Source organism: Streptomyces sp. WAC05374 (assembly GCF_004353505.1).
GTDB lineage: Bacteria > Actinomycetota > Actinomycetes > Streptomycetales > Streptomycetaceae > Streptomyces.
Genome location: NZ_SMNQ01000010.1, coordinates 147,203 through 173,225, shown reverse-complemented (window position 1 = coordinate 173,225; position 26,023 = coordinate 147,203). Strand labels below are relative to the sequence as shown.

The following is a 26,023-nucleotide window of genomic DNA, read 5'->3' as shown; positions in this document are numbered from 1 at the left end:
GCGGAAATCTCCGGGGCGGGTGTCAGTGGGGGCGGTTAGGGTCGCGGCATGACGACGACCGTTGATCTTGTGCCGGGCCTGATTACGACGCGCGAAGCGATCGCGGCGGCCTACGGCTGTGGGACGTTCCAGGGCATCGAACCCGCGGACGATGCCGGCAAGGTGTTCGTGTACTCCGACCCGTCCGCGGGCGAGGAGTACGGCTACACCTTCGACGGCCGCGCCGAAGACGATGAGTTCGGGCCGCTGTACCTGTACACCGGTGCCGGGGCGAACGGGGACCAGAAGCCGTCCGGCCGTAATGGGTCGATCCTGACGCACGTGGAGAAGCAGCGTGAGCTGCATCTGTTCGTCGCGCATGGCAGGGTTCCGGGCGGCGGTGCGATGCAGCAGCGCTACATCGGCCAGATGGTGCTGGACCCGATCAAGCCGTATGACGTGCGGCGCGCGCCCGGCCAGAACGGCGTGATGCGCGACGTGCTCGTTTTCCGCTTCCGTCCGGCGGAGGGAACGACGCCGGCATGGACGGAGGCCGACAAGGTGCCGGCCGCCGGACAGACGGCGATCGAGGTCACCGCCCCTGTAGCGGACGTGCCGGCACCGGTCGTCCTGCCGAAGCAGAGCGGAACTAAGGTCAAGAAGGCCGAGCAGCACAGCACCCCGGAGACGGTCGCAGACATCCCCGCGGGACAGCGGAAGGTGCTGCGCCGCGAAGGCGAACTCGTGAAGGCGTTCGCCGCCCACCTGGCCGCAGCCGGGCATGAGACGCACAGCTTCCAGATCACCATCAAGGGCGAGCCCGGGGCGCTGACCCCGGACCTGTACGACGCGACCGACCACGTCCTGTACGAAGCAAAGGGACTGACGACGCGGGCCAACGTCCGCATGGCGATCGGCCAGTTGGCCGACTACCGCCGGCACATCCCGAACGGCAAGACTCTGCGCGCCGCTGTCCTGTTGCCGAGCGAGCCCACCGCGGACGTGAAGGACCTCCTCGACGAGGTGAACGTGGAGCTGGTCTACCAGGCCGACGAAGGCTTTGCCGGCTGGCCGCTCCTGAGCAGCCAGCCGTAAGCGGACTTCGCGATGCTGTCCCGTCTTACAGGACCGGGATGGCGTCCACGAACGCGGCGACGAGTTGGTTGATGGGTTCGGCGGCTCCGGTGGAGGCGAGGAAGAAGCCGAACCCGCCGGCGGTGAAGGCGCTGCCGGCGCTGAGGCTGTGGGAGCGGAACAGGAAGAACAGGACGAGTCCGAAGAGGGCGACGAGGGAGACGGTCACGGCCATGTCGAAGCTCCTTTGACGGCTGGGTGAGGCGGCTGGGTAGGCTGCGTGGGCCCCGGGTGCTCGCAAGCTTGGGGACACGGACCGGTGGTTGCGCTGGCGAGCCCTTGCACGGCGAGGCTGCCGTTAGGCGGGTGATCACCGGTCCCATGACTTTGATCAGCGGCTGCCAGTGCGGTGGATCTCGCGGCTGGTGTTGAGCAGCCGGCGGCCGACGCGCAGCCGGTAGCACTGACCGTGGCAGCGGCGGCACATCTTGAAGCCCTTGCGGACCTCCCGGATGCCGCTGCCGCGGCACTTGCGGCAGGGCCCGAACGGCTTGACCGCGCACAACAGTGCGTAACCGGCGAGCGTGGCCAGGATGAGGACGCTAGCGGTGAGCATGACGGGGTGACCTCCCGGTGAAGGGCGGGTTTCGGGGGTTGCTGCAGGTGGACGCTAGACGCTAGTTCGCTGATCAGCGGCATTTTGGTTGCTAGTGGGGCTGCTAGACCTAGCGGCGGTGGGTGCTAGGTCTAGCAGCGCTGCTCGGGTCAGGCAGCGGCCCGGTCGGCGTCACGCCGTGTGATGGCAGCGGTGATCGCCGTGCGTTCGATGCCGCGCCGGTTCTTGCCCTCGCCGGTGTCGGTCTGGCCCCAGACCTGTCCGGGCTTGATGCCCCAGGGCTTGAGTGCGGCGGTGACGTTCTCGCCCTTCCACCCGCCATAGGTCTCCGGCCGCAGCTCCGCGAGCCGGGTGGCGATCCGCTCACACCACACGGCCTTCTCCCCGGCGGGGATGACGTCCAAGACGTCGGCGAGGATGTCTGTGGTGCTGGTCTTCTCCGGGCCCTTGCCGATGGCGTGACCGGTGACGTTGCCGTACTCCTCGCGGAGCTTCCGCGCCCGGGCCACGACCTGCCCGGCGGCGACCGCGTCGACGAAGGCGGAGGCCACGATCTTGGGGTCGTCGCCTTCGCCGGCCATCCAGCAGATGCCCCGGTCGGAGCGGGAGAACATGGTGGCCCGGTATCCGGCCTTGTACATCGACGTTCCCAGCACCATGTCGTTAGCCGGCTGTCCCATGACCTTCAGGCAGAACCGCAGCACCGCGTTCGCGCTGATCCCGGTGGGCAGGGACTTGGCGTCGGGGCGCTGGGTGCCGAACATGGCGACAATGCCGAGCGCGGGGCCGCGCTTGACCAGGTCGGTGCAGATCGCCTCGATCTCGCCGCCGTGCTCGTCGTGCTCGAACGCGACCTGGCATTCATCCAGCCCGACCACGATCGGGTGCAGCCCCAGACTCTTGTCACTCGCCAGCTCCGGCGTGACCTTGGACTCCGGGCAGCGCGTGCGCGGGAGCTCCCGGATCACCTTCGCCCGGCGCCGCAGCTCCCCCTTCAACTCTCGCAGGGCGTCCAGGACGTAGGCGATGTCTTCGGGGTCTTCGCCGGCGCGGTAGCGGTGGCAGACCGGTTCCAGGGCGCCGAAGTCGCCGGTGCCCTTGAAGTCGAACGCGTGCAGCTCCGCCCGCGGGTCCAGGGCGGCGATGAGCAAGAGAAGCCGGATAAGGAACGTCTTACCCATGCGGGGGATGGAGCCGACGACGACGGCCGCGAACATCAGCGTCACTGCGACGTCGCGCATGCGCTGGTCGTTGCCGAAGACGACCGGCTTGAACAGGTCGACCTGCCCCGACTTCAGCAGCGGCCAGGCCGGTTTGGTCGTCTCGTTCATCGGCTTGTCCCCCACCCACAGGATCAGCCGACCCTCATGCTCGCTGGGGTCGGGGGAGGGCCACACGCAGCCGACCTTGCGGCGCAGACCGGAGGCCAGGGGCTTGCGGGCCTCCATGATGTCCTCCGGCGTCACCCCGTAGGGGAGGTCGAGGTCGGCGCGGTAGCCGGGCCCGTCGCGGACGATTTCGGAGACGAACCGCAGCCCGTTCATCTCCCCGCCCTTCTTGATCGCGGCGGAAATCTTCGCGTTGCCGATCGAGTCCAGCCCGCGCAGCACGATCGACCCGGTGAGCTTCTGCACTTCGGTTTTCAGCACGGCAGGGCCGACGACCGGCGCGTCGGGCTGCTGGCCGGCGCACCCGAGCAGCAGCACGCCGCCGGCGGCGAACGCGTACAAGTAGGCCGGGGCCAGGACGTAGAGCCACAGGGCGAACCCGAACCCGAAGACGGCCGCCACAAGGGTGACCAAGCCGCGCAGCCGGATGCGACCGGACCGCAACCGGGCCAGACGCATGTACTCCTCAACATCCTCCGTACGGACGGCGAACTCCCGAAGCGGTGCGGCTTCTCGGTCCCACACCCACCGGTTGGTGGAGGCGATGAACCGGCAAGCGCCCCGCGGGGACATTAGGGCCAGCCGTCCGGCATACACCGGCAGCCGCACCCCGTGGTACAGGCTGGCGTATCCGAGGTTGGCGCCGGCGTGGCGGGCGGTGGCCAGGAAGTCACGCCGGTTGGTCAGCCACCCGGCGAGCACCGGCTTGCGCTTCTCGACGGTCACCTTCGGCTCGGGAAGGTTCGGGTTGTCCACCGGCACCGGCGCGGCCGGCGCATCGTCGATGTCGGGCACCGGGTGCAGGTGCACGGGGCGGGAAGAGTCGGCCATGCTTGGTGTACTCCTGTCTGGCCTTGTTGCTGGACGTGGATGGGCCCGGGGCGGCCGGCTTCCTTGGCCGGGTGACGGCCGCCCCGGGGCAAAGTCAGGCGCGGTACTTGCGCACGTGCTCCTCACCGCGCCGCTTGGCCTCGTACGCGCCGCCGTAGACGCGGCCCCGGACGCCACAGGTGCAGCGCCAGCCGGTGTAGTTGCCGTAAATGCCGTCGATGCTGATCCGGTGCCGGGTGCGGAAGATGTTGTTCATGGCGGTGGTCCCTTCGGGTCGGGTTACTTGCTGCGGTTCTTCGTTCCGCGCTTGCGGGCGTTCTCGATGACGCGGTCGACCTTGCGCTTCAGGTCGGCCTGGTGGACGTCCTCGCCGGCGATGCTGCGCTTGCACATCCGGGCCACGTAGTACGTGACCTTGGCCTTCTCACCGGCGGTCAGCTTGGGTTCCGGCTCGTGCTTGCCCATGGCGGGTGCCTTTCCGGGGCCGGTCTGTCCGGCTCCCCTCACCGCCCGAGCAGTCGGGCGGATCGGGCAGCACGTCAGCGACGGCGACGGGACCGGCGCACGTTCCTGACGGCGGCCGCACCCTCTGCCCCGCCCACCGTGCGCACGACCGTCACGACACCCCAGGTCAGGGCGACGGCCAGGAAGGCGAGGATGGCCAGGTTTGCGGCGATGGCGGTCAGGGCGCCGACGAGCAGCGGGCCGAAGTACACGCCGGCCGCCACCGCCCCGGCGCCCACTCCGGAGCCGAGTGCGATGCGCTGGACCGTGCGGTCCGGGGCGGCCTGGTGGATGTGCTGGTGCACGATCTGCGGGCCGGTCTGCTGGGCAGGGACGATGCTGGCCGGGTCGGCGTAGACGTATCGGCCGTCTGGGAGCTGCACCACACGCGCGATCTCGGGCTGGGAGTCCATGGGTGGCTCCTTCAGGTCATGCACCAGCCGGAGTCACAGCCGGTGTCCTCGTCGTCGAAGGGCAGGGTGTCGACGCCGTCGGGGATGGCGTTGCGCAAGGGCCGTGCGAAGCGGATCAGGTAGACGTGGTCCTTGCCGAGCTCATCGCGCCGGCGGTTCAGCAGGTCTTCGAGCCGACATGCCTTCTCGAAGAGATCAGGCTCGTTGCGGCGCATGTCATGCCAGGTCTCGGGCCGGTGGAAGGGACAGAACCAGCACGACGACTTAGGTGGCACGGGCAGTCCGGCGCTGCGGATGATGCGCGCGCAGTCGATACGGCGGATACCGCGTTCGAGGAGCGGATACTCGATCTCCTCATGCGGCTCGCAGCGCCTCTTATTCGCCCGGCCGATCTCGTCCAAGTTGATGCCGATCCCGACGGTTGCCGGGTTGCTCTTGCTGGCGCCCCGGCGCTTGAGCTCGTCGCCGACGACCTCGATTTTGAAGCTGACTGTGCACGAGCGGGTGCCCGGAGCCCCGTTCAACATCCGCACCGGGATCTTCAGCGACCGCGACCCTTCCCGCGTCAGATCCTGGTACAGCGTGCGGACCATGCGGGTGCGCTTCATGACGCGGTCCAAGACCACCAGCTCGATGCCGTGCTCTTCGGCATACGGCATCGCGTACTGGCGCAGATAGCGCAGCGTGCCGGGGTGCTCGGAGTCGTCCCCGACGTTGGCCATCAGGAACGTGCGGTAGTCCAAGTCGCCTGTGGCGGCCATGACGAGCGCGGCCATGGACTGCCAGCCGCCACCGAAGCTGAACGCCTTGACCGGCGTTGTCGCGGTCGTCATGCCACCGCCTCCGACTCACAGTCGGCGGCCCGCTCAGCCCGCAGCGTGTCCCGGAGCCCCCGGGCCTTCTCCGCCGACGTCCGCAGCGCCTTACGGATGCGCTCCGCCGTCAGGTCGGTATCGGGCCAGTCGGCGGTGACCGAGCGGGCCTCGTTCAGCAGCTCGTCGGCAGTGCGGGTCGGTCGGGTGCTGCGGGCCGCGTCCGGCACCCGACCGGTCGCCCGGACTGGCCGGGCCGACTCAGCAGCCGCTACCGCTACGGCCGGGGCCGACTCGGCAGGTTCGTCAGTCGGGAGCGGCAGGTCGACCGGTACCGGCTCCATGACCGGCAGTTTCACCACTGGGGCGGGCGGCTCGGGGGGCGACTCCACCAGGTCAGGCATCGACTGATTCACGGCGATCTGATCCGAATTCTCCATGCCTGATAGGAGAGTCGGTCGGTGGTGGAGCACCTTGGCGACCAGGTCGGAGCCGAAATAGATCGACCCGACCGGAAGCGACGTCGCCAGCAGCACGAGCAGCCAGTTCGCCGGGTCCCAGTCGGCCAGTCGACCCCAGTCGACCGACCGCCCATGCAGCTCGGGCACCAGGCCGTGCACGTAGTTCAGGACCAATGAGGCGATCGTGTAGGCGGCCAGCACCCGCAGCGCGAACCGCTTATCGGCGCGGTCGGTCAGGACCAGGGTGGCGACCAGGGCGAGGGCCATCAGGCCATCGACCACGAACGGGTAGAGCGTGGCGGCGGTGCTGTCGGCGCCGACCGCCCGGGCCACGTCCCGCAATGCGTTCCACGACACCCGGAACGCCATGCCGACCACGGCCACCAGGGCGAGGACGAGCAGGGTCTTGCCGCCCCGGTTCACGCCGCACCACCCAGCACGATGAGGGCGGCGACGACCAGCAGGGCGCCGGCGGCGTAGGTGAGATCGATGGCGCGCTGGAGGCGCGTGAACTTGGCCACCGCGATCCGCGACAGGCCCGCGATATCGGCAGCCTTCCCGTTCTCGCTCAGGTGGGCCTCGATCCCGTCCGGGGTGAGCGTGGCCCACAGCGGGAAGCCAGCCCCGCCCCCGAGGTTGGGCCGGACCGCCCGCAGCAGCACGCCCACCACGACCAGCAGTACAGCGACGCCCAGACCGCCGACCGCGAGGGCGGCCATGGGCAGGTGGGTGTTGGTGGCGATCGTCCAGACGCCGGCGAGCGCAGCGCCGGTGAACGCCAGCAGCAGTGACGCCTTGGTGTCCGTACGGGCAAGCTCCGCCTTGACCTCAGTGTGAGCAGTGGCCAGAGCTGTGTCGGTGTGGCTCATGCCCCCACCCCCGGCAGGGGCGTCGCGGCGGCCTTGTTGGTCAGGTCCCGGCGGGCAGCCAGGACGCGGTTGCGGGCCCGACGGATACGCCGCTCGTCCAGCTCACTGACCGGCCGGTCCAGAGTCATGATCTGCGCGTCCAGCAACTCGACCTCCACCAGAATCAGCGGCAGTTCGTGCTCGATCGCGTCCAGCTCCGCGTTCGACGGCTCACCGTCGAACGCGGTGGCGGTAACAACCGCCTGAAGTGCAGCGATGGGCTCCATGAGTCGTGGTCTCCCTAGCAGGTCCTACGGCTCGACAGCGGCCCCGGTGGTAGGACACCGGGGCCGCGCGCCGTTGAAGTCGGAACATCCGGCTCCCCTCTGCCCCGCCCGTACAGCCGTGAGGCCGGACGGGCGGAGGAGGCAACCGGCCGTAGCGCCAGAGCGCCACGGAGAAGGCTGAAGTCGCGCTGTACATCACGCGGAGTCCGCGTGGCCGCCTACTTGGCCGAGGAGAGGCGGCGTTATCCCCATGCAGTTGTCAAGGAACAGGCGCTGCCTTTGGAGCCGTTTCACGGGCCCCTCCGGGCGTTGCTGAGCGAGACCTAGTGCCCCCCGGGGGGCCCATCTGGTGCGCACCAGAAGCATGGCATCTGGTGCGCACCAGAAGCAAGCCTTCCGTTCGTTCGGGGTTGCCTTGGTGTCGCTCGGCGTGACTCCAGGAAACGGCGAAGGGGCGGCGCTCGGTAGCCAACAGGGGTTAACCTCAGTGGGGTTAACCCCCTCTCACCTGCGGCGATTTGGTGACTGCCCGGGTGGGTTACTCACCGGAGGCACACAAAGGCATGGGCTTACGGTCAGCCAGGAAGGCGCGCGGGTGGTCTCAGGACCGCCTGATCTTCGAGATGGAGCGGTACGCGCAAGGGCATCTGATGGACATCGCGTCCACAGCCAGCCTGAAGACCTACGTATCGGAGTGGGAAAATGGGAAGCGGCCCATCACTGAGCGATACGCGGCCATCCTGCGGCCCCTCCTAGGCGCCACCGACGCCGAGTTGGGTGGGGAAACCGAGAGCTCGGCTGACCAGCAGGCGGGTGGGTACGGCGATCTGCTGAGTCGTATCGACTCTGCCCAGAGCATCGGCGAATCCATGGTGCAGACGTTCTTTGATCAGACCGAGCTGTTCCGCCGGATGGACCGACAGATGGGGGCGGCCGGTCTCGTCGATCAGATGACAGGGCATCTGGCCTCGATGGAGGATGCGCTGACCTTTGCGGTACTCCCCACGACGCGACGGCCGATCGCCACTGCCCTTGCTGGTGCAGCCACGCTGGCCGCCTGGCAGGCGCTCGATGCTGGCTCCGTGGAACGTGCATGGCGGCACTATGAGTTGGCGAAAAGGGCTGCTCAGGAGGCCGATGCCCCGCTCTACCTGGCCCACGCCATGGGTGAGCAAGCGTATGTACTCCGAGATGCCGGTCGCCCCCACATGGCTGTGGACCTGATCCGCGACGCGCAGCGCGTGCACCCCGAGCGGCATTCACCCCGACTCACGGCGTGGCTCAGTGCTGCCGAGGCTGAACTTTGCGCCAGTGCTGACATGAGCGATGACGCCCGGCGGGCTCTTGAGCGCGCGGCGGCCAGCCTCCCGAGCGGCACCGAGGCCCGGGACGCCGACATGCTGAGCATCTTCCTCAACGAAGGTCATCTGACGCGCTGGCGTGGCAACGTGCTCGCGATGCTCGGAGACGGCGACGCGATGGAGGAGCTGTATACGGCCCTGAGCGCGGCGGACAGTTCGTTCGTACGGGCGAAGTCTGGCCTCCACAGTGACCTCGCCGAAGCGCACCTAGCTCGGGGCGAGTTAGAGGACGCTCGTTCCCACCTCCAGCAGGCCCGGCTGTTGGCGAACCGCACGGGGTCCGTGCGGTATCGCCGACGGGTGGAGCTGCTTACCGGCCGGCTGTAGGGCGCGACGCGAGCAGGTGAAGTAGGGCGACCAGCGTTCCCGACCCCATTAGCTTGCCCTCACTCATGAGGGCGGGGACCTCGTCCAGGGGGACCCAGGCGACGTGGCCGGCTTCCTCGGCGTCGGTCGGTTCGCCGACCTTGGTGGCGCCGTGGGCCACGAAGATCTCGTGTGGCGAGTCGACCATGCCGATCATCGGCTGGTAAGTGACCACATGCTCGACCTTGCTTGGCCGCCAACCGGTCTCTTCTTCGGTCTCGCGCGCGGCCGTGACGGCGGCATCCTCGCCCGCGTCCACGATCCCGCCAGGCAGCTCCCACCCCCACTGCTGGGGGACAAAGCGGTACCGCCACAGCATGAGCACGCGTTCCTGCTCATCCACCACAGCGGTGATGGCCACATGGTGCAGCCGAACCACATGGTGCTCGAAGCGCTCGACGCCCGGCGGCTCCACGTCCACCAGCTCGAGGTTCACCCAGCGATTCTCGTAAATGCGGCGGCTTCCGTGGATCTGCCAAGGCTTCAGGTCACCCGGAGTGGGAACGCCCTCACCGCCCGAGACCCGGTACGCGCTGCGTCCGTACGCCTTGATGAACCGTTCGTTCGCCAGGCGGGCAAGCACCTGCCGGAGGGCAGTACGCCCAATCTCCAGCTCGGCGCTCAACGTCCGTTCAGAGGGCAGCTTGTCGCCGGGCGCGTATCGACCAGACTCGATCCAGAACCGGATCGTCTCGTAGACCCTCTGCGTCTTGGGTCCCATCCTTGGCGCACACTCCCGGATCGTCGGCTGCTGCTGGCCAGGGTAACGGGGGAGGAGTGCGGATGACTCAGCCATGTGACCCTCTCGTTTCCGTGAATGCCCGCTCAGGATGATCCCGGGGCGAGCGAGGTGACGGTCGAAGAGCAGTTGCAGGTCAGAATGATCGTCTTGAGGACCGCCCCGCCCCAGTCTGATCGCGGTAAGACTCTCCCTGCTTCATCAAGGCAGCTTGCTCCGCTCGCCGCGCGGCTCTGGCTTCAGCGCCGGCCGACGCTCCTGTCTCCGCCCCGCTCCGGGCCCCGGCTCCGCCGGCCGCGCGGCTAGAGCGAGCACACCTGATGCGGTGGACGGTAGCCGCTCTGGCTGGGGCCGGTCGGCTGCACGGCTTTAGGCAGCCACTATGGGGCGAGTCTCGAAGGTCGGGCCCCATATCGGGCACTCACAGGCAGGTCCACAGACTGCCCGATTTCGCCGACCAGCGTACTGGCCTCGATCTTTCACCCCATGACAGCTCCTGCCCAAAGCCTCCGCCGACCTGAACGGTCAGGCACAGGCGGGTGGCACCATTGCTCTTAGTAGTCCATTGGGTCTTCTCGTGTCGCCGGCCGAACCAGTCGCTGGCTGCCCAAATCGATGACGTTCGCCTGAGCCGAGCCCAGCATCACAGAGAGCGCCGACACTGAAGCAGCAGAAGTCGCGATTACTTGGTCACCAATGTTGGAGCACTGTGCAAGCCTTCGCAGCGTCGCCCGAAAGTGATCCTCGTCCAATTCGTGCTGTCGCGGCTCGTCAAGCATCAGAAAGCCCGGATGCTGGGTCCGCAGGGAGTTCGCTACTTCTCGAATCCCGTTCAGATATGCGATCTTGGTGCGGACGACATCACTCGCGCTCGCATCCGTATCAAGGTTTAGTCCCTCCCGCTCTGGCCTGAGCGTCTCCTCGTCAATGCTCACCAAGGATGCATCGTAGCTACTGAAACCGAAGTCGGTCAGTTGCTCTCGCACGGATTTCTGCAGCATGTCGCGGCGACGGTAGTCCTCTTGCGGTGTCACATTCGGGAGATTCGAAAGCTCAGAACGAACCTCGAATACTGAGTCCGCCACCTCCTGCATTTCAGCAAGGAGGTCCTGTACGGCCTCCCTTGCCCTGGTGAACTCGGACAGGCGAAATTCTGCGGCAACCCGCCTTGCAATGTCCCCTGAGCTAGGGAATTCGCCGGGCACCACTAGGTCATCCTGCAGCGCCTTGATCTCCATCCGGCAGACGTCAACAGCCCTTCGAACGGCTCGATAGGAGACTCTGCTTTCTGTTGCTGACTCCCGCGCTTGACGCCGCATCTCTTCGAAAGTCCTAATCTGAGATGACAGCAAAGAGATCGTAGCGTCAACGTCTAGAACGGGGCCGACACGCCCCACCTCAACGTTCGATAGCGATTGATGGCAAGTAGGGCAATCCGCTACATCGAGGTCAAGTACCTCGTTAGAAGCTCCCAGCCTTAGTAGCGTCTTGACGTCTTGGTTCTTCAGCTTTTCGTCGGACAGCGCCGTGATTCGTTCATCAAGAATCGCGACTTGTTTTTCGTTCAGGTTCAGGTTCTGTTCCACAATCTTGGCCATCGTGGTGAGCCGTGTCAGCTCTCTTTCCTGCTCCGACAGCCGACTCTGGATTAAATCTTGCCCCACGTCGGTTACTTGTGGCGCCGGCCCCGGGGTAGCGGCTTCCCGCAGAGATTGCAGCAATTCCTCGTCGCTTACCCATGCCTCGTCCACCAGGATCTGCAAGCGAGCTTCCGCGGTTGCTGTTGGGCGCGCTGGCCTAGAACCGCCCCGACTCCTAGCCCCGGCAGGCAGCTCTGGCAAGCCGACTACTCGTCCTCCGGCGGCAGAAGCTGTAGCCTGCACCGCCGCTAGCTTGCTAGCCCAATCGCTACGGAGACTTTTTAGTCTATCTTCGAGACGATATCGCTGAGCAGCCGTTTCCGGACCAGCGAATCCTAGCAGGAACTCTGCAGCTCGTCGCGTTGGTTCGCGTAGCTGATACTGCGTAACAGCTCGAGGGCCGGCAGATCCCCAGGATCGCTGATCCGCATAAAGGAAGGGAAAAATGATTTCAGGATAAAGAAGCGCCTCGCCGCCTGTGTACTTAGGAATGGAGGGGAGTCGCCAACCCAGATACTCGGTCAGGAACCGATGGAAGCCTCGGGGATTTCTTGCGGAACCTGATTCTCGCACGAAGTATTCTTCGTGTCGAAGATCTGCTGCGTCCTCCGTGATGGCGGGACCTTGCCATACCCGAACCAGATTCGGCTGTACACGACTGTTTTTGACGGCTCTCTGTACAGTGATAACTCCGTTCGTGTTCTCTAGCTCAACAGCGCACCAGCTAGATCGAACAGCTACAGCGCGCTCGGGTTCCCCGTAGGAAATTTGAGTTGTTAAGGCGCTGCCAAGCGAGGTGCCGGAATTGGGGCCGAACATGGGTTCCAGTCCAAGCGAGTAAACGATAGCTTGCAACGATTGTGTTTTTCCGCGACTATTGCTAGCGCGCAGCACGTTCAAACCGGGCGTGAACGTCACCGTTGCGCCCGCGGGTCCAACTGTGCTGTGGACGCGCAGCTTGACCGCTCGAATCCTGGTTTTCATCTGGAACCCCTCAAACCTGACTATCACGAATTACGTGCGAGTCGTCGCGCAACTGCCGCATCGCTTAGCTTTCTGAATTGGCGAATGTAAGCCTTCTCCGCGCTCATGAGCCCCTCATCCAGTTCAATCCGTTGCGCAAACTGGACGCCCGACGGTTGCAGGGTTACGCGACTATGATTCGCACCCGTGATATTGACCATTCCTCGAATAAGGCCAACGTTGAGGGCGACGGGAAGGTGAGGGTCAGACCTCTGAGTGATTGTATTCGCATACCTATTTCCGGACCACCATGACAGAAGCATTTGCCCCCTGCGCTTACTCTGCAGGGACCACGTGAACAGGTGTAGGTTCTCAATAGCCGCGCTGTTCTTGTTGAAGGCGCTCAGCACTATGGCGACTTGCGCGAGCTTGTACGCCACGCGTGCATCAGCCGGGATCGGGTGAGGCTGGCTACGGAACTCGATCCGCGCGTTAATGAGTTCGTCGTTGGCGCCCAGAAATCCAGTAGACATTTGAGCTCCCTAGGATGCCTCTTCATAGAAGTCGAGCGGACACCTCATTAGCCACTCTGCTACCTGACCTTGGGCCAGCGTCCGCGAGTCACCTGAAGTAGTGTCGGGCGCACATGTCTTTACCCTGCTCTCGGTCTCGACCAGCACCCGCTGGAGCAATGCGGCGGCACGGCTGTCGTCTAGACTAAACTCCATTACGAGACGCTGCTCCAGGTCCTCCAATTCCGACTCAAGCAGTGCGTGAATCTCGGTGTAGTGATCCCTGATGTAGGCGCGAAATTCTTGACTGTTAATGTACGAGTACAGGAGGCGCCTTACGTAATCACTCCTACGTCGCTCGTCGCGCAAGCTGTGCACTTTAGCGAGCTTTTCGTGCATCTTATCGACGCCGGCGCTGTCGATTGCGCTGTAGTCTGGTTCCGAGAGCGGGGGCAAATGCATGCGGGAAAGTTGCGCGTTGACTACCCTTTTATAGCTGATCTCATAGTCTTCCATTGTCTGGCAGATGACATGGATATTGGGATCGGCGTAGGTCAGGTTAGCATCGCGAATCCTTTTCGTCTGCGATGCGCAGTGGGCCACGAGATCCTTATTATCGATGTAAGGGCACATGATGATCCAGCGGTTGATCTTCACGTGCTCGCCGAAGAGCTTCTTGAGCTTGTCGGCATTGTCGATAAACTTGCCTACATCCTTTGTGGTCTTATCGCGCTGCTTTTCGTAACGCTTTTGGTTCGATAGCGGTTCTTCGGGGCTATAGCATTGGAATAGGTGACCACTTAGCGTGTACGCCTCAAGTCCGTGATCGCCGCCCTTGTCTGGGACAGGGACCAGATCAGCCCCGTGCTGCATCCTGAGCACTCGTGTACACAGGTCCTGCCACTCCGCGCCACTGAGGCCGATCAAGCCATGCATGCTCTGATCCACAGCACGAAGCTAGCGGCCTAGCTGGGCACTTGTCCCACTTGTCGACCAAATCGGTTGCGTAACTGCCATGCTCGGCGCCGCACGGGCCCATTGGGCTGAGCAGCTAGCGGGCCGGTGTGCAAACGTCGGCTGCCCAACCAGACGGGCGAAGCGGTCCTGACCGGAGTTCCTTGGTGCTCGATGCCGTCGCCAGTGGTCGAAGGGCCAGTTCCTTGGGAGAGCGACTGGTGACCAGCGGTCAGCCAGAGCTGGCCGCTGGGTCGTCGACCGTTGCCTGCTTCGAAGCCGCCACACGCCGCCTTAAGCACTGAGCGGACAACAAGTGGGCGTTGAAGGCGATTGAGAGACAGGCCGCTTCACAGGATGAGGTTTCGGCTGCTGCTGGCGCCACCCGAGCAATGAGCGGAAGCAAGTCTGTCTTCCGCCGCGGCGTACGGCCGTTGTCGGGGATGATGACGCTCGTGCAGACGGAGATCTTGGTGGCGCTGATTGGCGTTGCAGGCGTGGTTGGTGCTACCGCCGGGGCAGTCGTTGGAGCGTGGCTCCAGGCGAAGGGCGGGCACGCGCAGGCGGCTGCGGCGCGGGCGGCGGCTGACACCGCGGCCGGAGCCGCGTGGCATCAGGCTATGAGAGACATGCGGTGGTCGGTCCTGTCCGCCTACCTGCGGGCCGCTTCGGAAGCCCAGGAGGCAGACGAGGCAGTGCAACGAAGCGGGGCGCCGGAGGCTTTGGAGGCGGCGAAGACGGCGTTCCATGCCTACCGGCTATCCCACGCCGAAGCGGAGCTGGTGGCGCCCGATGATGTGATGCCGGCGCTAGAGCGACTGGACGCCGAGCTCCAGGGTATGCACGCGGATGCGACCAGGCGCGCTCTCCCGATGCAGGCGTACCGCATGCTGGAAGACCTCTTGACGAGCCACACCGCCGCAGCGGGTTTAGCGATCCAGCGGCTTGAGGAAGTCAAGCAAAGCTCCGTAGAAACGGTTCAGGACAGGATCGCAGCGGCGCGCGATGCGCTGCGGGCGGTGCCGGGCCTCTCGCCGGGCTGCGTGGTGGCGCTGAGCATCCTCGGTGTCTTCCCCGAGGACCTCAAAGCGGTGCTCAATTACCGGGAGGCGGCGGAGCGACGGTCAGGACGGTTCACCAGTGCACGCAAGGGTTTGATAGCCGCCGTACGGGTTGCGCTCGGCACGAGCGTGTAGATGCGCTGGTGCGGCGGATGGTCAAGGTTGAAATAGTCCAGGCGCGCAGGCCCTCTGGAGCCGTGTGGCCTGCTGTGAGCGGGGAGTGCGGCTCGCTGTTGGTGACGGCAACCATTGACGGCAACGCCAGCGTACGTCAGCGGGTCCGTACTGACCGTGGCGCTGCAACCTTTCTACACGGTGGGTTGAGTCCGCGGCGCCGTGCTCCATCAGGCGAACTCACAAAGCAGCGCTGGCTACAACCAGCCTCTGGCCGGGTGCACCTGTGCTAGAGCCGGGCCGTCCCTGGGCCGTCCGAGGGGGGCCAAGGACAGCCACCAACCACCCACAACGACCACGGGGGCGCGGCCGGCGGCCGCGCCCTCGCGGTGTGTCCGCCCAGCTAGACCCAGGTGTCCAGCCACATCCGGTCGCGCCAGTCCTCCATGGGGATGGCCTCGCCCGTGTAGAGCGGCCAGAAGTAGGAGAAGCGTTCGCCGCCGTTGTCGCTGCCGAAGACGACCAGGGTGTCCTTCTCCTGGCCCGATCTCCTGAGGGCGTCGAGAACCACACCCACGGAACGGTCGAGGTCCTCCACCATCTGCGCGTACTTCTCGACCGAGCCGCCGTCCCGGTGCCACAGGGCCGCCGGATCGCCGGCCTTGATCCGGCGGACGATCTCCGCGCTCGCCTCGGTGTCGCCGTCGGCGATCCAGGGCCAGTGCGGGGTCGTGTAGTTGAGGTTGAGCAGCCACGGCCGGTCGTGGTCGCGCCGTACGTACGCGGCGGCCCTCTCGGTGAGGACGCGGGTGTAGTAGCGGAGGTCCTTGTACGCGGCGTCGCCCTCGTACAGGTCGTACTCGCCGCCGAGGCCGAGCTTGGAGTAGTACTCCAGGGCGCCGCCGAAGTTGCCGAAGAACTCCTCCCAGCCCGAGCGCACGGGGCTGTACTCGGGCAGGTAACCGCAGTGCCACTTGCCGATGAGGGCGGTGCGGTAGCCGGCGTCCCGCAGGAGGGAGGCGAGGGTGGGGTGCGTGGGCTCCAGGCCGGCCGACCTGTCGGCGATGGGCTCGGCGAGGCCCCCCGTGGTGCGGCCCGGATACCGGCCGGTGTAGAGGCTGAAACGGGTCGGCGAGCAGGTGGCCGACCCGGAGTACGCCTGGGTGAAGCGGACCCCCTGCCGTGCCAGCCGGTCCAGGTGCGGCGTACGGATGTGCGGCGACCCGTACGAGGACAGGTCCGCCCAGCCGAGGTCGTCGCCGAGGACGAACAGGATGTTCGGCCGCCGTGAGTGCCGGCCCGGTGCGGCGCGGAAGGGCCGCTCTGCGGGTTCGGCGGCTTCGGCGCGCGTGGCGGCGGCCTGCGTGGCGGCGACGGTGACCGCGGCGGTGGCGGCGGCCGTGGCGGTGCCGAAGGCGCGGCGGGAGATGCCGGGGCGGGGTTGCGGGGAGTGCGGCGGGGCGGACGAGCGGTCGTACGAGGACGTCACGGTGTCTCCTGTCGGGTCACGACGAGCCCCGGGCAGGGCGTGGCCACGGCGCGGCGGTCCGGCGCCGCGGCGGGGGTGCGCGCGGCGGCACGGAGCGTCGCCGTAGCGGCGGGCGCCGCCCGGCGGGCTGGGTGCGGAAGCGGGGAAGGCACGACGGCGGGACGCGAGGGGACCATGGGCCGGTGCTCAGCGGTCGGCGGTGCAGGGGCCCGGTGGTGCAGGGGCCCGGTGGTGCAGGGGCCCGGTGGTGGCGGGGCTCCGGTGGTCCGGTGGTCCGGTGGTTCAGCCGTCGGTGATCAGGAACCGGCCCGGTGGGCGGCAACGCACGGATCGGCTGTGCGGTGGCCCGCCGGGGGCCGGTGTGGAGGCGGCGTCAGGCGCGCGGGCAGGCGCCGGGACAGATGGCGCTCGCGACACGGACGAGGTCGACGTGGCGGCGCTCCACGAGAGTGACCGCACGGTCACGGGAAGCCTGCATGAGGCCAGAGCTTCACGGAAAGCGGCGGCGCCTGTCAACGCCGGCCCGTATCGCGGACGTGCCGCGGCGGGGCCATTCGGGGGCGGGGGCGTTGTCGTAGGGGGCGCGTACGCTCGCCTGCATGGGTCTCAATACGTCTGCCGAAGCCCCCCTGCCCGTCGGTGAGGTGTCGCGGCTCATCGGGGGCTGGATCGACCGGCTCGGCGCCATCTGGGTCGAGGGACAGATCACCCAGCTTTCGCGGCGGCCGGGCGCGGGGGTGGTGTTCATGACCCTGCGCGACCCCTCGTACGACATCTCCGTGAGCGTCACCTGCTACCGCCAGGTGTTCGACGCGGTCGCGGACGTGGTCTCCGAGGGCGCCCGGGTCGTGGTGCACGCCAAGCCGGAGTGGTACGCGCCGCGCGGGCAGCTCTCGCTGCGGGCGGCGGAGATGAAGCCGGTCGGGATCGGGGAGCTGCTGGCCCGGCTGGAGATGCTGAAGCGGTCCCTGGGCGCGGAGGGGCTGTTCGCGCTCGACCGCAAGAAGCCGGTGCCGTTCCTGCCGCAGCTCGTCGGCCTGGTGTGCGGCCGGGCGTCGGCGGCCGAGCGGGACGTGCTGGAGAACGCCCGGCGCCGCTGGCCCGCCGTGCGGTTCGAGGTGCGGAACGTGGCGGTGCAGGGCGTCCACGCCGTGCCCCAGGTGGTGCGGGCGGTCAAGGAGCTGGACGAGCTGCCGGACGTGGACGTGATCATCGTGGCGCGGGGCGGCGGCAGCGTGGAGGACCTGCTGCCGTTCTCCGACGAGCAGCTCGTCCGCGCGGTCGCCGAGTGCCGTACGCCGGTGGTGTCCGCGATCGGGCACGAGCCGGACACGCCGCTGCTGGACCTGGTGGCGGACCTGCGGGCGTCCACGCCGACGGACGCCGCCAAGAAGGTCGTCCCGGACGTGGGCGAGGAGCTGGACCGGGTGCAGGCGCTGCGGGACCGGGCGCTGCGCTCGGTGCGGGGCCTGATCGACCGGGAGGAGCGGGGCCTGGCGCACGCCCTGGCCCGGCCCGTGATGGAGCACCCCCGGCGGATGGTCGAGGAGCGGCAGGCGGAGGTGGACGCCCTGCTGGCGCGCGGCCGCCGGGTGCTGGGCCACTGTCTGGACCGGGCCGAGTCGGAGCTGGCCCACACCCACGCGCGCGTGGTGTCCCTCTCGCCGGCGGCGACGCTGGAGCGCGGGTACGCGGTGCTGCAACGGGCGGACGGGTCCGTGGTCCGGTCGCCGGATGAGGTCTCGGCGGACGAGGAGCTGCGGGCCCGGGTCGCGGAGGGCGACTTCGCCGTCCGCGTGGCCGCCGACGCTGTCGTACCCCGCCCGTAGGGTGGTGCGCATGGCAGCCAACACGACGGAAACGGCGATCGGGTACGAGCAGGCGCGCGACGAGTTGATCGAGGTCGTGCGCCGGCTGGAGGCGGGCGGCACGACGCTGGAGGAGTCGCTGGCCCTGTGGGAGCGGGGCGAGGAGCTGGCGAAGGTGTGCCGCCACTGGCTGGAGGGGGCCCGTGCCCGCCTGGACGCGGCGCTGGCCGAGGAGGAGGCGCCGGCCGAGCGGGAGGAGTGAGGGGGCGGGGATCGTGCGCCGACCGGGTGCTGTGAGAGGGCTCACGGGCGGCACGGACCCGGTTTAGTTGAAACTTAACCTATCTCGGGCGTACGGTGGAGACACCGCTTGATCCTTTGCACGCTCGAAAGGCAGCAGCATGTCCCTCGTTCTTGACCCCGCCGCCCAGGACCTTCTCTTCCGTGAGGCCCGCACCGCGAACACCTTCACCGACGAGCCGGTCACCGAGGAGCAGGTCCAGGCCATCTACGACCTGGTCAAGTTCGGGCCGACCGCCTTCAACCAGTCGCCGCTGCGGATCGTGCTCGTCCGCTCCGAGGAGGCGCGCGAGCGCCTGCTCCCGCACATGGCGGAGGGCAACCGCGCCAAGACGGCGTCGGCTCCGCTGGTCGCGATCCTCGCCGCCGACAACGAGTTCCACGAGGAGCTCCCGGCGCTGCTCCCGCACTTCCCGCAGGCCAAGGACATGTTCTTCTCGGAGCGCCCGGTCCGCGAGCAGGCCGCCGGGCTGAACGCCGCGCTCCAGGCCGCGTACTTCATCGTGGGCGTCCGCGCCGCCGGCCTGGCCGCCGGCCCCATGACGGGCTTCGACTTCGCGGGCGTGCAGAAGGAGTTCCTCGACGGCGACCACACCCCGCTGATGATCGTCAACATCGGCAAGCCCGGCGACGACGCCTGGTTCCCGCGCAGCCCGCGGCTGGCCTACGACGACGTGATCACCACCGTCTGACGCCCACCCGCCGCCGGGGGTCCGGGGGTCGCCCCCGGGCCGGCACAGCCCGCGCAGCCCGCGGCCGGCCTACGACGACGTGATCACCACCCGTCTGACGCCCACCCGCCGCCGGGGATCCGGGGGTCGCCCCCGGGCCGGCACAGCCCGCGCAGCCCGCGGCCGGCCTACGACGACGTGATCACCACCGTCTGACGCCCACCCGCCCGGTCGCGGGTGGCCCACGGACCGACGGCCCCGAGCGCCATCCCCCCTGGCGCCCGGGGCCGTCGCCGTTCTCCGGCCGCGGTCAGGCCTTCGCCGGCGTGGTCGGCGTCGCCGGCTGCGTCGGCTTCAGCGCCGTCGCCATCCGCGCGAGCTGCTCCGGCGTCGCCGTGCCGGTCACCACGGTCGTGACGCCCTTGTCGCGCAGGACCAGCGCGTCGTACTTGGGACCCTCCCAGCGCTGCCACGCCCGGCCCGCCACCTGCTGCGTGCGGCCCGTGTCCCGGGCCTCGTGGGTGACCTGGGTGATGAACTTCTGCGGGGGCGCCGTCGACTGCTCCACCGCCACGTACTGCCGGTCCGGAGTCAGGAAGCCGAGGTGCCAGGCGTCACTGTCCTCGCGGTCGTACGCGACCGAGGTCGGCGTCCAGTCCTTGGCGAGCCCCACGGGCTCCAGGACCGGGTACGGCGCGGCGCGCTGCGCCGTCACCAGCTCGACCCGGTAGTCCACCGGCCTGATCGGGTCCGCCTTGTCGTCGTGCGGGACGAAGAGATAGATCACGCCCGCCGCAGCGCAGATGACCGCCATCGACTGGAACATCCCGCGCACTGTCTGCTTGCCACGCATACCTGCCACGCCCCCTATGGTCGCATCAGGGTGGCCTGCTCATACGTGGGCCCCTCTGCTCAATATGTCGACCTACCGATAGAGTCGCAGCACCCTCTTCACTTGCGGCCGTCGCCGTACAGAAAGGTGCGTTCCGATGACCGACAATCATCTGCCGTCCGAGCTCGAGGTGTCCCCCGAGGCTCCCGACCGCAACCTGGCCCTCGAGCTGGTCCGGGTCACCGAGGCCGCCGCCATGGCCGCCGGCCGCTGGGTCGGCCGGGGTGACAAGAACGGCGCCGACGGCGCGGCCGTGCGTGCCATGCGCACCCTCGTATCCACCGTCTCGATGAACGGCGTCGTCGTCATCGGCGAGGGCGAGAAGGACGAGGCGCCCATGCTGTTCAACGGCGAGCGGATCGGTGACGGCACCGGCGCCGAGTGCGACATCGCCGTGGACCCGATCGACGGCACCACGCTGACCGCCAAGGGCATGCCGAACGCGATCGCCGTGCTGGCGGCCGCCGACCGCGGCACCATGTTCGACCCGTCCGCGGTCTTCTACATGGACAAGCTGGTCACCGGCCCCGAGGCGGCCGACTACGTCGACATCAACGCCCCGGTTTCGGTGAACATCCGCCGCGTCGCCAAGGCCAAGCACTCCTCGCCCGAGGACGTCACCGTCGTCATCCTGGACCGGCCGCGTCACGAGGGCATCATCAAGGAGATCCGGGAGACCGGCGCGCGCATCAAGTTCATCTCGGACGGCGACGTGGCCGGTTCGATCATGGCGGTGCGCGAGGGCACGGGCGTGGACATGCTGATGGGCGTCGGCGGCACGCCCGAGGGCATCATCAGCGCCTGCGCGATCAAGTGCCTGGGCGGTGTGATCCAGGGCAAGCTGTGGCCCAAGGACGACGAGGAGCGGCAGCGCGCCCTCGACGCGGGTCACGACCTGGACCGCGTCCTGTCCACGAACGACCTGGTCAGCGGCGACAACGTGTTCTTCGTCGCGACCGGCATCACGGACGGCGAGCTGCTGCGCGGCGTGCGCTACCGCGCGGAGACGGCGACGACCTCCTCGCTGGTCATGCGCTCGAAGTCGGGCACGATCCGGCAGATCGACTCCACGCACCGGCTGTCGAAGCTGCGCGCGTACAGCCAGATCGACTTCGACCGCGCGAAGTAGGCGGCGCCGGCAACGGCCGCCGTCGGCGGATACGGAGAGGGGCGCCCCCATGTGCGGTGGGGCGCCCCTCTCCGTATCCGCGCCGGAGGACCGGGAGCCGGCCGGAGAAGACCGGCCGGGTCAGCCCGCGGCGGCGATGCGCGGGCCCGTGGAGGCCGCCTTCTTCAGCTCGACCTCGCGCCGCCTGCGCCGGGCCAGCACGACGCGCCGCTCGGCCGCCGTCAGGCCGCCCCACACGCCGTACGGCTCGGGCTGGAGCAGCGCGTGCTCCCGGCACTCGACCATGACCGGGCAGCGGGCGCAGACCCGCTTCGCGGCCTCCTCGCGCGCCAGCCGGGCGGCCGTGGGCTCCTTGGACGGGGCGAAGAACAAGCCTGCTTCGTCCCGGCGGCACACCGCCTCCGTGTGCCACGGACCGGCCTGGTCCTCCCGCGCCGGAACGCTCTGGGAGGGGACGGCGGCGGCGACTTGGAGGGGCTGATGCGGCAGTTGCAGCACGGTCTACTCCTGACGACGGCTTCGCGAGCGAGAGACGATGCAGCAAGCCCTACCCGCTGTGCGCGGGCCTATGCACTGCGTGGCGTCCGGTTCCGGCCCGTGCGGCGGCGACCGGCCCGAACCGGCCCCGACCGGTCAAGTACCCAGGTGCTTACGGAGTTTGCCGTGCAGGTCGGCGATCCGCTTGCCGCGTTTCGGCCGGGCCTCGATGGCACCGAAGACGGCGTAACCGTTGACGACGACGACCGGCGCCTCGGGGTCGGCGGCCTCCATGGTGTCCACCTCGAAAGCGCCGAAGACGCCCGTGCCCGCGCCGTGCAGCGTCACGTTCTCCGGGACGCGCACCTCGACCGCGCCGAAGAGCGCGGTGACGTCGATCGTGGTCAGCCGCTGGGTGAAGACCGCCTCGGTCAGGTCGATCTCGACGCTGCCGAAGAGGGAGAAGGCGTGCGTCCGCCGCCCGACGCGCCAGCGGCCCTTGCGCGCGGCGCCGGAGAAGACGGCGACCACCCGGTCGGTCGGTGCGCCGGGGTCCTCCGGCCCGTAGGCGTACGGCTGCCGCGACGGCTCCCGCTCCGGGCGGCCGGCGGGCAGGTCCTGGACGAGGGGTTCGAGCTCGCCCAGCGTCTTCGCGCGGTAGGCGGCGTCGACGCGCTCCCCGTGTTCCTCCGCGTCGAGCCGGCCCTCGGCCAGGGCGTCGCGCAGGATGTCCGCGATCCGGTCGCGGTCGGCGTCCGAGGCCCGGATCGCGGACGGTTCGGCGGGCACGACCGGCTTCTGGGGCTGCTTCTCGAGGTCCACGGGCCCAGCGTAGCCAAACGCGATACATCGCGACTAGAGGCCAGGACGACGAACCGGCGCAATCGGCCCCGGCAACTGAGCCTTACCTCACAGGTTCGGGCCGCTTCGGGCGTTCTACGCTTGTGGGCGCGCCGCCAATGGAGGCCGCGTCGCCGTCTGCCGAGTGAGGAATGGCCGTAATGCCAGAGTTTGCGTACTCCGATCTGCTCCCGCTGGGAGAGGACACCACGCCCTACCGCCTGGTGACCGCCGAGGGTGTCTCCACCTTCGAGGCCGACGGCCGTACGTTCCTCAAGGTGGAGCCGGAGGCGCTGCGCAAGCTCGCCGAAGAGGCGATCCACGACATCCAGCACTACCTGCGGCCGGCGCACCTGGCGCAGCTCCGCAAGATCATCGACGACCCGGAGGCGTCGAGCAACGACAAGTTCGTCGCGCTCGACCTGCTGAAGAACGCCAACATCGCGGCGGCCGGCGTCCTGCCCATGTGCCAGGACACCGGCACGGCGATCGTCATGGGCAAGCGCGGCCAGAACGTCCTCACCGAAGGTGAGGACGAGAAGGCCCTGTCGCGCGGCGTCTACGACGCGTACAAGAACCTGAACCTGCGCTACTCGCAGATGGCTCCGCTCACCATGTGGGAGGAGAAGAACACCGGCTCCAACCTCCCGGCCCAGATCGAGCTGTACGCGACGGACGGCGGCGCGTACAAGTTCCTCTTCATGGCCAAGGGCGGCGGCTCGGCCAACAAGTCGTTCCTCTACCAGGAGACCAAGGCGGTCCTCAACGAGGCCTCCATGATGTCGTTCCTGGAGCAGAAGATCCGCTCCCTCGGTACGGCCGCGTGCCCGCCGTACCACCTCGCGATCGTCGTCGGCGGCACGTCCGCCGAGTTCGCGCTGAAGACCGCGAAGTACGCCTCCGCCCACTACCTCGACGAGCTGCCCGACGAGGGCTCCGTCCTCGGCCACGGCTTCCGGGACAAGGAGCTGGAGGAGAAGGTCTTCGAGCTGACGCAGAAGATCGGCATCGGCGCGCAGTTCGGCGGCAAGTACTTCTGCCACGACGTCCGCGTGGTGCGCCTGCCCCGGCACGGCGCCTCCTGCCCGGTCGCCATCGCCGTCTCCTGCTCGGCCGACCGCCAGGCCGTCGCGAAGATCACCGCCGAGGGCGTCTTCCTGGAGCAGCTCGAGACCGACCCGGCGCGCTTCCTGCCGGACACGACCGACGAGCACCTCGACGAGGCCGGCGACGTCGTGAAGATCGACCTGAACCAGCCGATGGACGACATCCTCGCCGAGCTGACCAAGTACCCGGTCAAGACCCGGCTGTCGCTGACCGGCCCGCTCGTCGTGGCGCGCGACATCGCGCACGCCAAGATCAAGGAGCGGCTGGACGCGGGCGAGGAGATGCCCCAGTACCTGAAGGACCACCCGGTGTACTACGCCGGTCCGGCCAAGACGCCCGAGGGGTACGCCTCCGGTTCCTTCGGCCCGACGACGGCCGGGCGCATGGACTCCTACGTGGAGCAGTTCCAGGCGGCGGGCGGCTCCAAGGTCATGCTGGCCAAGGGCAACCGCTCCCAGCAGGTCACGGACGCCTGCCACGCGCACGGCGGCTTCTACCTGGGCTCCATCGGCGGCCCGGCCGCCCGCCTCGCGCAGGACTGCATCAAGAAGGTCGAGGTCGTCGAGTACGAGGAGCTCGGCATGGAGGCGGTCTGGAAGATCGAGGTCGAGGACTTCCCGGCGTTCATCGTGGTGGACGACAAGGGCAACGACTTCTTCCAGGACCCCGCCCCGGCGCCGACGTTCACGTCGATCCCGGTACGCGGCCCCGGCCTGGCGTAACCTCGCGCGCGCCGCGTACGGGCCCGGTCACCGTCCTGGTGGCCGGGCCCTCGCGCGTGCGTCAGGCGAACCGCTGCTTCGCCGTGCCGTCGCAGGTCTGGAGCCGCAGCGGGTCCCTGGCCGCGCCCAGGGTCACGCACAGGGACGGCGCCGCCGCCGGGCGCAGCGTCGCACCCTGGCGGACGAACTTCTGGTTGGCCACGCCCGAGCAGTTCCACAGCACCAGGGCCTTGCCGGCCTGGTAGGCGGCGCCGGGCACGTCCAGGCAGCGGTCATGGGTGAGCGCCGTGTGGAGGGAGCCGCGCGCCGGGTCGTACCACCACTCCTGGTTGCGGCCCCCGTGGCAGTCCCAGCCGCCGACCGCCGTGCCGTTGCGGGTGACCGCGCCGGTCACGTCCACGCAGGTGCCGGTGGCCTCGCCCCGCAGCGGGGCGAACTTGTCGTCCCAGGCCCCCGGCAGCAGCACCGGCCTGCCGGTGGACGCCGGGTCGGCGCAGCCGGCCTCCCGTACGCCCGCGTGGTAGAGCTGGGTCAGGCAGGAGGCGAAGGCGGCGTGGCCGGCCGCGTTGGGGTGGAAGGACTGGCGGACGGAGTTCTCGTCCGGTGTGCCCGGCTTGGACAGGTCGATGTACAGGCCGCGCGCCCAGGTGTCCTCCATGCAGACCTCGTGTCCGTGGAAGAGCCGGGAGTTGTCGAGGTAGACGGCTCCGGTGTTCGCCGCCGCGCGCCGCATGCCGCGCTCGAAGGCGGGTACGGCGGTGTTGCGGCCCCAGACGGTGTCGGAGTCGTACCCGAGGCCGCCGCAGGCGAGCTTGCCGGGGAAGTCGGGGTTGTCGTGGAAGTCGGGGCCGATGGGGCTGGGGTAGCCCATGACGACGAGCTTGTAGTCGCCGTCGGCGTACCCGGCGTCGCGCATCACGGTGCGCAGGTCGCGGACGGTCTGCTCGACCTTGGGCACCAGGCCGTCGACCCGCGCCTGCCAGCCCGGGGCGTACTTGGGCTCGCAGGGGCCCTGGAGGGTGAGGTACCGGGTGACGCAGTCGGTCATCACGGGGCCGAACTGGAGGTCGTCGTTGGCCCCGGCGACCAGCAGCACCATCCTGATGCGGGTGTTGCGGGCCTTGATGGCGAGGTTGTCGCTCTGGACGAGCTCGTCGGCGTACTGCTTGCCGCCGCCGATGCGGATGTTCGGGGTGGCGGCGCCGGAGCACGAGACGTTGTAGGTGACGTCGGCGGGGATGCCGGTGCGGTGGATGGCCGCCTGGGGCGAGCGGTGGCACCAGTTGTCGGGGCCGTTGGTCGGGGGCTCGTACGTGCCGACGCCCTCGCCCGAGATCTCGCTGTCGCCCAGGGAGATCAGGCCGGTCTTGCGGTCGGCGAGCGGCCGTTCGGCGGGAGAACCGTACAACTGGGTGGCCTCGGCGGCGCGGATGGCCTCCAGTTCGGGCGGCAGTGGTACGGATGCGGTGGTACGGGGCGCGTCGGCGGTGTCCGCCGCGCCGGCGGCCGTCGTCCCGCCGAGGGCGGCCGCGAGGGCGGCGGCCACCGCGACCGTACAGCGGAGTCCGAACCCGGCTCTGGTTCTGGTGCGCGTCATTGCGCCTCCTGGAAGTGGGGTTACCCACGGTTTTTACTGGCCGGTAAAGAGCTTGGGAATACGCAGAA

Annotated in this window: 26 protein-coding genes and 1 pseudogene; 8 read left to right on the top strand and 19 right to left on the bottom strand. The window is 68.3% G+C overall.

Going from position 1 to position 26,023, the window contains the following annotated elements:
* Positions 1-48: 48 nt before the first annotated feature.
* Positions 49-1,074 (top strand): hypothetical protein, encoded by a 1,026-nt coding sequence (locus E2B92_RS20445; RefSeq protein ID WP_126883679.1) that lies wholly within the window; start codon positions 49-51, stop codon positions 1,072-1,074.
* Positions 1,075-1,099: 25 nt separating this feature from the next.
* Here E2B92_RS20445 and E2B92_RS20440 read toward each other — a convergent pair whose 3' ends face one another.
* The 10 genes from E2B92_RS20440 to E2B92_RS20400 all read right to left on the bottom strand — a co-directional run bounded on the left by E2B92_RS20440 (position 1,100) and on the right by E2B92_RS20400 (position 7,213).
* Positions 1,100-1,288, bottom strand: a complete 189-nt coding sequence (locus tag E2B92_RS20440) for a hypothetical protein (RefSeq protein ID WP_126883680.1) — start codon at positions 1,286-1,288, stop codon at positions 1,100-1,102.
* 156 nt (positions 1,289-1,444) lie between these two features.
* A complete protein-coding gene (locus E2B92_RS20435; protein ID WP_126883681.1) occupies positions 1,445-1,669 on the bottom strand; it encodes a hypothetical protein in 225 nt (74 codons plus the stop codon).
* Between the two features lie 149 nt (positions 1,670-1,818).
* Positions 1,819-3,888, bottom strand: coding sequence for an FtsK/SpoIIIE domain-containing protein (locus E2B92_RS20430; protein ID WP_126883682.1), 2,070 nt, complete (start codon positions 3,886-3,888; stop codon positions 1,819-1,821).
* A gap of 94 nt (positions 3,889-3,982) precedes the next feature.
* The gene (locus E2B92_RS32715; protein ID WP_160159767.1) at positions 3,983-4,144 is read right to left on the bottom strand and encodes a hypothetical protein; all 162 of its coding nucleotides are present in this window, start codon (positions 4,142-4,144) and stop codon (positions 3,983-3,985) included.
* A gap of 23 nt (positions 4,145-4,167) precedes the next feature.
* Positions 4,168-4,353 carry a DUF6257 family protein gene (locus E2B92_RS20425; protein WP_126883683.1) on the bottom strand — a complete coding sequence of 62 codons (186 nt, stop codon included), beginning with the start codon at positions 4,351-4,353 and terminating at the stop codon, positions 4,168-4,170.
* 74 nt (positions 4,354-4,427) lie between these two features.
* A complete protein-coding gene (locus tag E2B92_RS20420; protein WP_126883684.1) occupies positions 4,428-4,805 on the bottom strand; it encodes a DUF6251 family protein in 378 nt (125 codons plus the stop codon).
* A gap of 11 nt (positions 4,806-4,816) precedes the next feature.
* On the bottom strand, positions 4,817-5,638 hold the full coding sequence (locus tag E2B92_RS20415) for a phosphoadenosine phosphosulfate reductase (RefSeq protein WP_126883685.1): 822 nt from the start codon (positions 5,636-5,638) through the stop codon (positions 4,817-4,819).
* Positions 5,635-6,501 (bottom strand): DUF2637 domain-containing protein, encoded by an 867-nt coding sequence (locus tag E2B92_RS20410; RefSeq protein ID WP_126883686.1) that lies wholly within the window; start codon positions 6,499-6,501, stop codon positions 5,635-5,637. The genes E2B92_RS20415 and E2B92_RS20410 overlap by 4 nt, the downstream gene beginning before the upstream one ends.
* Positions 6,498-6,947, bottom strand: coding sequence for a Pycsar system effector family protein (locus tag E2B92_RS20405; RefSeq protein WP_126883687.1), 450 nt, complete (start codon positions 6,945-6,947; stop codon positions 6,498-6,500). Before E2B92_RS20405 ends, E2B92_RS20410 begins: the two co-directional genes overlap by 4 nt.
* Positions 6,944-7,213: a DUF6284 family protein gene (locus tag E2B92_RS20400; protein ID WP_126883688.1), complete on the bottom strand. Its 270-nt coding sequence runs from the start codon at positions 7,211-7,213 to the stop codon at positions 6,944-6,946. Before E2B92_RS20400 ends, E2B92_RS20405 begins: the two co-directional genes overlap by 4 nt.
* A 650-nt stretch (positions 7,214-7,863) precedes the next feature.
* Between E2B92_RS20400 and E2B92_RS20395 the strand changes: the two genes are divergently transcribed.
* Positions 7,864-8,901 carry an XRE family transcriptional regulator gene (locus E2B92_RS20395; protein WP_200836966.1) on the top strand — a complete coding sequence of 346 codons (1,038 nt, stop codon included), beginning with the start codon at positions 7,864-7,866 and terminating at the stop codon, positions 8,899-8,901.
* Here the strand turns inward: E2B92_RS20395 and E2B92_RS20390 are convergent.
* The 3 genes from E2B92_RS20390 to E2B92_RS20380 form a co-directional block, all read right to left on the bottom strand.
* Positions 8,885-9,661: an NUDIX domain-containing protein gene (locus E2B92_RS20390; protein WP_126883689.1), complete on the bottom strand. Its 777-nt coding sequence runs from the start codon at positions 9,659-9,661 to the stop codon at positions 8,885-8,887. The genes E2B92_RS20395 and E2B92_RS20390 overlap by 17 nt on opposite strands.
* Before the next feature lie 572 nt (positions 9,662-10,233).
* Positions 10,234-11,442: a hypothetical protein gene (locus E2B92_RS20385; RefSeq protein WP_126883690.1), complete on the bottom strand. Its 1,209-nt coding sequence runs from the start codon at positions 11,440-11,442 to the stop codon at positions 10,234-10,236.
* A gap of 1,382 nt (positions 11,443-12,824) precedes the next feature.
* On the bottom strand, positions 12,825-13,742 hold the full coding sequence (locus tag E2B92_RS20380) for a hypothetical protein (protein WP_126883691.1): 918 nt from the start codon (positions 13,740-13,742) through the stop codon (positions 12,825-12,827).
* Between the two features lie 461 nt (positions 13,743-14,203).
* Here E2B92_RS20380 and E2B92_RS20375 point away from each other — a divergent pair, with 461 nt between their 5' ends.
* On the top strand, positions 14,204-14,944 hold the full coding sequence (locus E2B92_RS20375; RefSeq protein ID WP_126883692.1) for a hypothetical protein: 741 nt from the start codon (positions 14,204-14,206) through the stop codon (positions 14,942-14,944).
* A gap of 448 nt (positions 14,945-15,392) precedes the next feature.
* Here E2B92_RS20375 and E2B92_RS20370 read toward each other — a convergent pair.
* Both E2B92_RS20370 and E2B92_RS33985 read right to left on the bottom strand, forming a co-directional pair.
* Positions 15,393-16,352, bottom strand: a pseudogene (locus E2B92_RS20370) (sulfatase family protein); the annotation flags it as partial.
* Between the two features lie 433 nt (positions 16,353-16,785).
* On the bottom strand, positions 16,786-16,890 hold the full coding sequence (locus E2B92_RS33985) for a putative leader peptide (RefSeq protein WP_327437496.1): 105 nt from the start codon (positions 16,888-16,890) through the stop codon (positions 16,786-16,788).
* Between the two features lie 121 nt (positions 16,891-17,011).
* Here E2B92_RS33985 and xseA point away from each other — a divergent pair, with 121 nt between their 5' ends.
* From xseA to E2B92_RS20355, 3 genes are all read left to right on the top strand, one after another.
* The gene (gene xseA / locus E2B92_RS20365) at positions 17,012-18,241 is read left to right on the top strand and encodes an exodeoxyribonuclease VII large subunit (protein WP_126883693.1); all 1,230 of its coding nucleotides are present in this window, start codon (positions 17,012-17,014) and stop codon (positions 18,239-18,241) included.
* 10 nt (positions 18,242-18,251) lie between these two features.
* Positions 18,252-18,482: an exodeoxyribonuclease VII small subunit gene (locus tag E2B92_RS20360; RefSeq protein WP_126883694.1), complete on the top strand. Its 231-nt coding sequence runs from the start codon at positions 18,252-18,254 to the stop codon at positions 18,480-18,482.
* A 139-nt stretch (positions 18,483-18,621) separates the two neighbouring features.
* On the top strand, positions 18,622-19,212 hold the full coding sequence (locus E2B92_RS20355; protein ID WP_126883695.1) for a malonic semialdehyde reductase: 591 nt from the start codon (positions 18,622-18,624) through the stop codon (positions 19,210-19,212).
* 289 nt (positions 19,213-19,501) lie between these two features.
* On the opposite strand, the gene E2B92_RS20350 is transcribed toward E2B92_RS20355, so the two are convergent.
* Positions 19,502-20,044 carry a DUF4245 domain-containing protein gene (locus tag E2B92_RS20350; RefSeq protein ID WP_185923510.1) on the bottom strand — a complete coding sequence of 181 codons (543 nt, stop codon included), beginning with the start codon at positions 20,042-20,044 and terminating at the stop codon, positions 19,502-19,504.
* A 136-nt stretch (positions 20,045-20,180) separates the two neighbouring features.
* Here E2B92_RS20350 and glpX point away from each other — a divergent pair, with 136 nt between their 5' ends.
* A complete protein-coding gene (gene glpX / locus E2B92_RS20345) occupies positions 20,181-21,212 on the top strand; it encodes a class II fructose-bisphosphatase (RefSeq protein ID WP_126883697.1) in 1,032 nt (343 codons plus the stop codon).
* Between the two features lie 120 nt (positions 21,213-21,332).
* On the opposite strand, the gene E2B92_RS20340 is transcribed toward glpX, so the two are convergent.
* Both E2B92_RS20340 and E2B92_RS20335 read right to left on the bottom strand, forming a co-directional pair.
* Complete coding sequence (locus tag E2B92_RS20340) at positions 21,333-21,710, bottom strand: WhiB family transcriptional regulator (RefSeq protein WP_126883698.1); 378 nt, start codon at positions 21,708-21,710, stop codon at positions 21,333-21,335.
* A gap of 135 nt (positions 21,711-21,845) precedes the next feature.
* Positions 21,846-22,511: a DUF1707 SHOCT-like domain-containing protein gene (locus E2B92_RS20335; RefSeq protein WP_126883699.1), complete on the bottom strand. Its 666-nt coding sequence runs from the start codon at positions 22,509-22,511 to the stop codon at positions 21,846-21,848.
* A gap of 179 nt (positions 22,512-22,690) precedes the next feature.
* Between E2B92_RS20335 and E2B92_RS20330 the strand changes: the two genes are divergently transcribed.
* Positions 22,691-24,358, top strand: a complete 1,668-nt coding sequence (locus E2B92_RS20330) for a fumarate hydratase (protein ID WP_185923506.1) — start codon at positions 22,691-22,693, stop codon at positions 24,356-24,358.
* Positions 24,359-24,419: 61 nt separating this feature from the next.
* Here the strand turns inward: E2B92_RS20330 and E2B92_RS20325 are convergent, their stop codons facing one another.
* On the bottom strand, positions 24,420-25,955 hold the full coding sequence (locus tag E2B92_RS20325; RefSeq protein ID WP_126883701.1) for a ricin-type beta-trefoil lectin domain protein: 1,536 nt from the start codon (positions 25,953-25,955) through the stop codon (positions 24,420-24,422).
* Positions 25,956-26,023: the final 68 nt, after the last annotated feature.

Bases quoted from the DNA above. Each gene is read 5' to 3' on its own strand.
- E2B92_RS20445 (WP_126883679.1), top strand. From the start codon at position 49: ATGACGACGACCGTTGATCTTGTGCCGGGCCTGATTACGACGCGCGAA.
- E2B92_RS20440 (WP_126883680.1), bottom strand. From the start codon at position 1,288: ATGGCCGTGACCGTCTCCCTCGTCGCCCTCTTCGGACTCGTCCTGTTC.
- E2B92_RS20435 (WP_126883681.1), bottom strand. From the start codon at position 1,669: ATGCTCACCGCTAGCGTCCTCATCCTGGCCACGCTCGCCGGTTACGCA.
- E2B92_RS20430 (WP_126883682.1), bottom strand. From the start codon at position 3,888: ATGGCCGACTCTTCCCGCCCCGTGCACCTGCACCCGGTGCCCGACATC.
- E2B92_RS32715 (WP_160159767.1), bottom strand. From the start codon at position 4,144: ATGAACAACATCTTCCGCACCCGGCACCGGATCAGCATCGACGGCATT.
- E2B92_RS20425 (WP_126883683.1), bottom strand. From the start codon at position 4,353: ATGGGCAAGCACGAGCCGGAACCCAAGCTGACCGCCGGTGAGAAGGCC.
- E2B92_RS20420 (WP_126883684.1), bottom strand. From the start codon at position 4,805: ATGGACTCCCAGCCCGAGATCGCGCGTGTGGTGCAGCTCCCAGACGGC.
- E2B92_RS20415 (WP_126883685.1), bottom strand. From the start codon at position 5,638: ATGACGACCGCGACAACGCCGGTCAAGGCGTTCAGCTTCGGTGGCGGC.
- E2B92_RS20405 (WP_126883687.1), bottom strand. From the start codon at position 6,947: ATGAGCCACACCGACACAGCTCTGGCCACTGCTCACACTGAGGTCAAG.
- E2B92_RS20400 (WP_126883688.1), bottom strand. From the start codon at position 7,213: ATGGAGCCCATCGCTGCACTTCAGGCGGTTGTTACCGCCACCGCGTTC.
- E2B92_RS20395 (WP_200836966.1), top strand. From the start codon at position 7,864: ATGGACATCGCGTCCACAGCCAGCCTGAAGACCTACGTATCGGAGTGG.
- E2B92_RS20390 (WP_126883689.1), bottom strand. From the start codon at position 9,661: ATGGGACCCAAGACGCAGAGGGTCTACGAGACGATCCGGTTCTGGATC.
- E2B92_RS33985 (WP_327437496.1), bottom strand. From the start codon at position 16,890: ATGCAGGCTTCCCGTGACCGTGCGGTCACTCTCGTGGAGCGCCGCCAC.
- xseA (WP_126883693.1), top strand. From the start codon at position 17,012: ATGGGTCTCAATACGTCTGCCGAAGCCCCCCTGCCCGTCGGTGAGGTG.
- E2B92_RS20360 (WP_126883694.1), top strand. From the start codon at position 18,252: ATGGCAGCCAACACGACGGAAACGGCGATCGGGTACGAGCAGGCGCGC.
- E2B92_RS20355 (WP_126883695.1), top strand. From the start codon at position 18,622: ATGTCCCTCGTTCTTGACCCCGCCGCCCAGGACCTTCTCTTCCGTGAG.
- E2B92_RS20350 (WP_185923510.1), bottom strand. From the start codon at position 20,044: ATGCGTGGCAAGCAGACAGTGCGCGGGATGTTCCAGTCGATGGCGGTC.
- glpX (WP_126883697.1), top strand. From the start codon at position 20,181: ATGACCGACAATCATCTGCCGTCCGAGCTCGAGGTGTCCCCCGAGGCT.
- E2B92_RS20330 (WP_185923506.1), top strand. From the start codon at position 22,691: ATGCCAGAGTTTGCGTACTCCGATCTGCTCCCGCTGGGAGAGGACACC.
- E2B92_RS20325 (WP_126883701.1), bottom strand. From the start codon at position 25,955: ATGACGCGCACCAGAACCAGAGCCGGGTTCGGACTCCGCTGTACGGTC.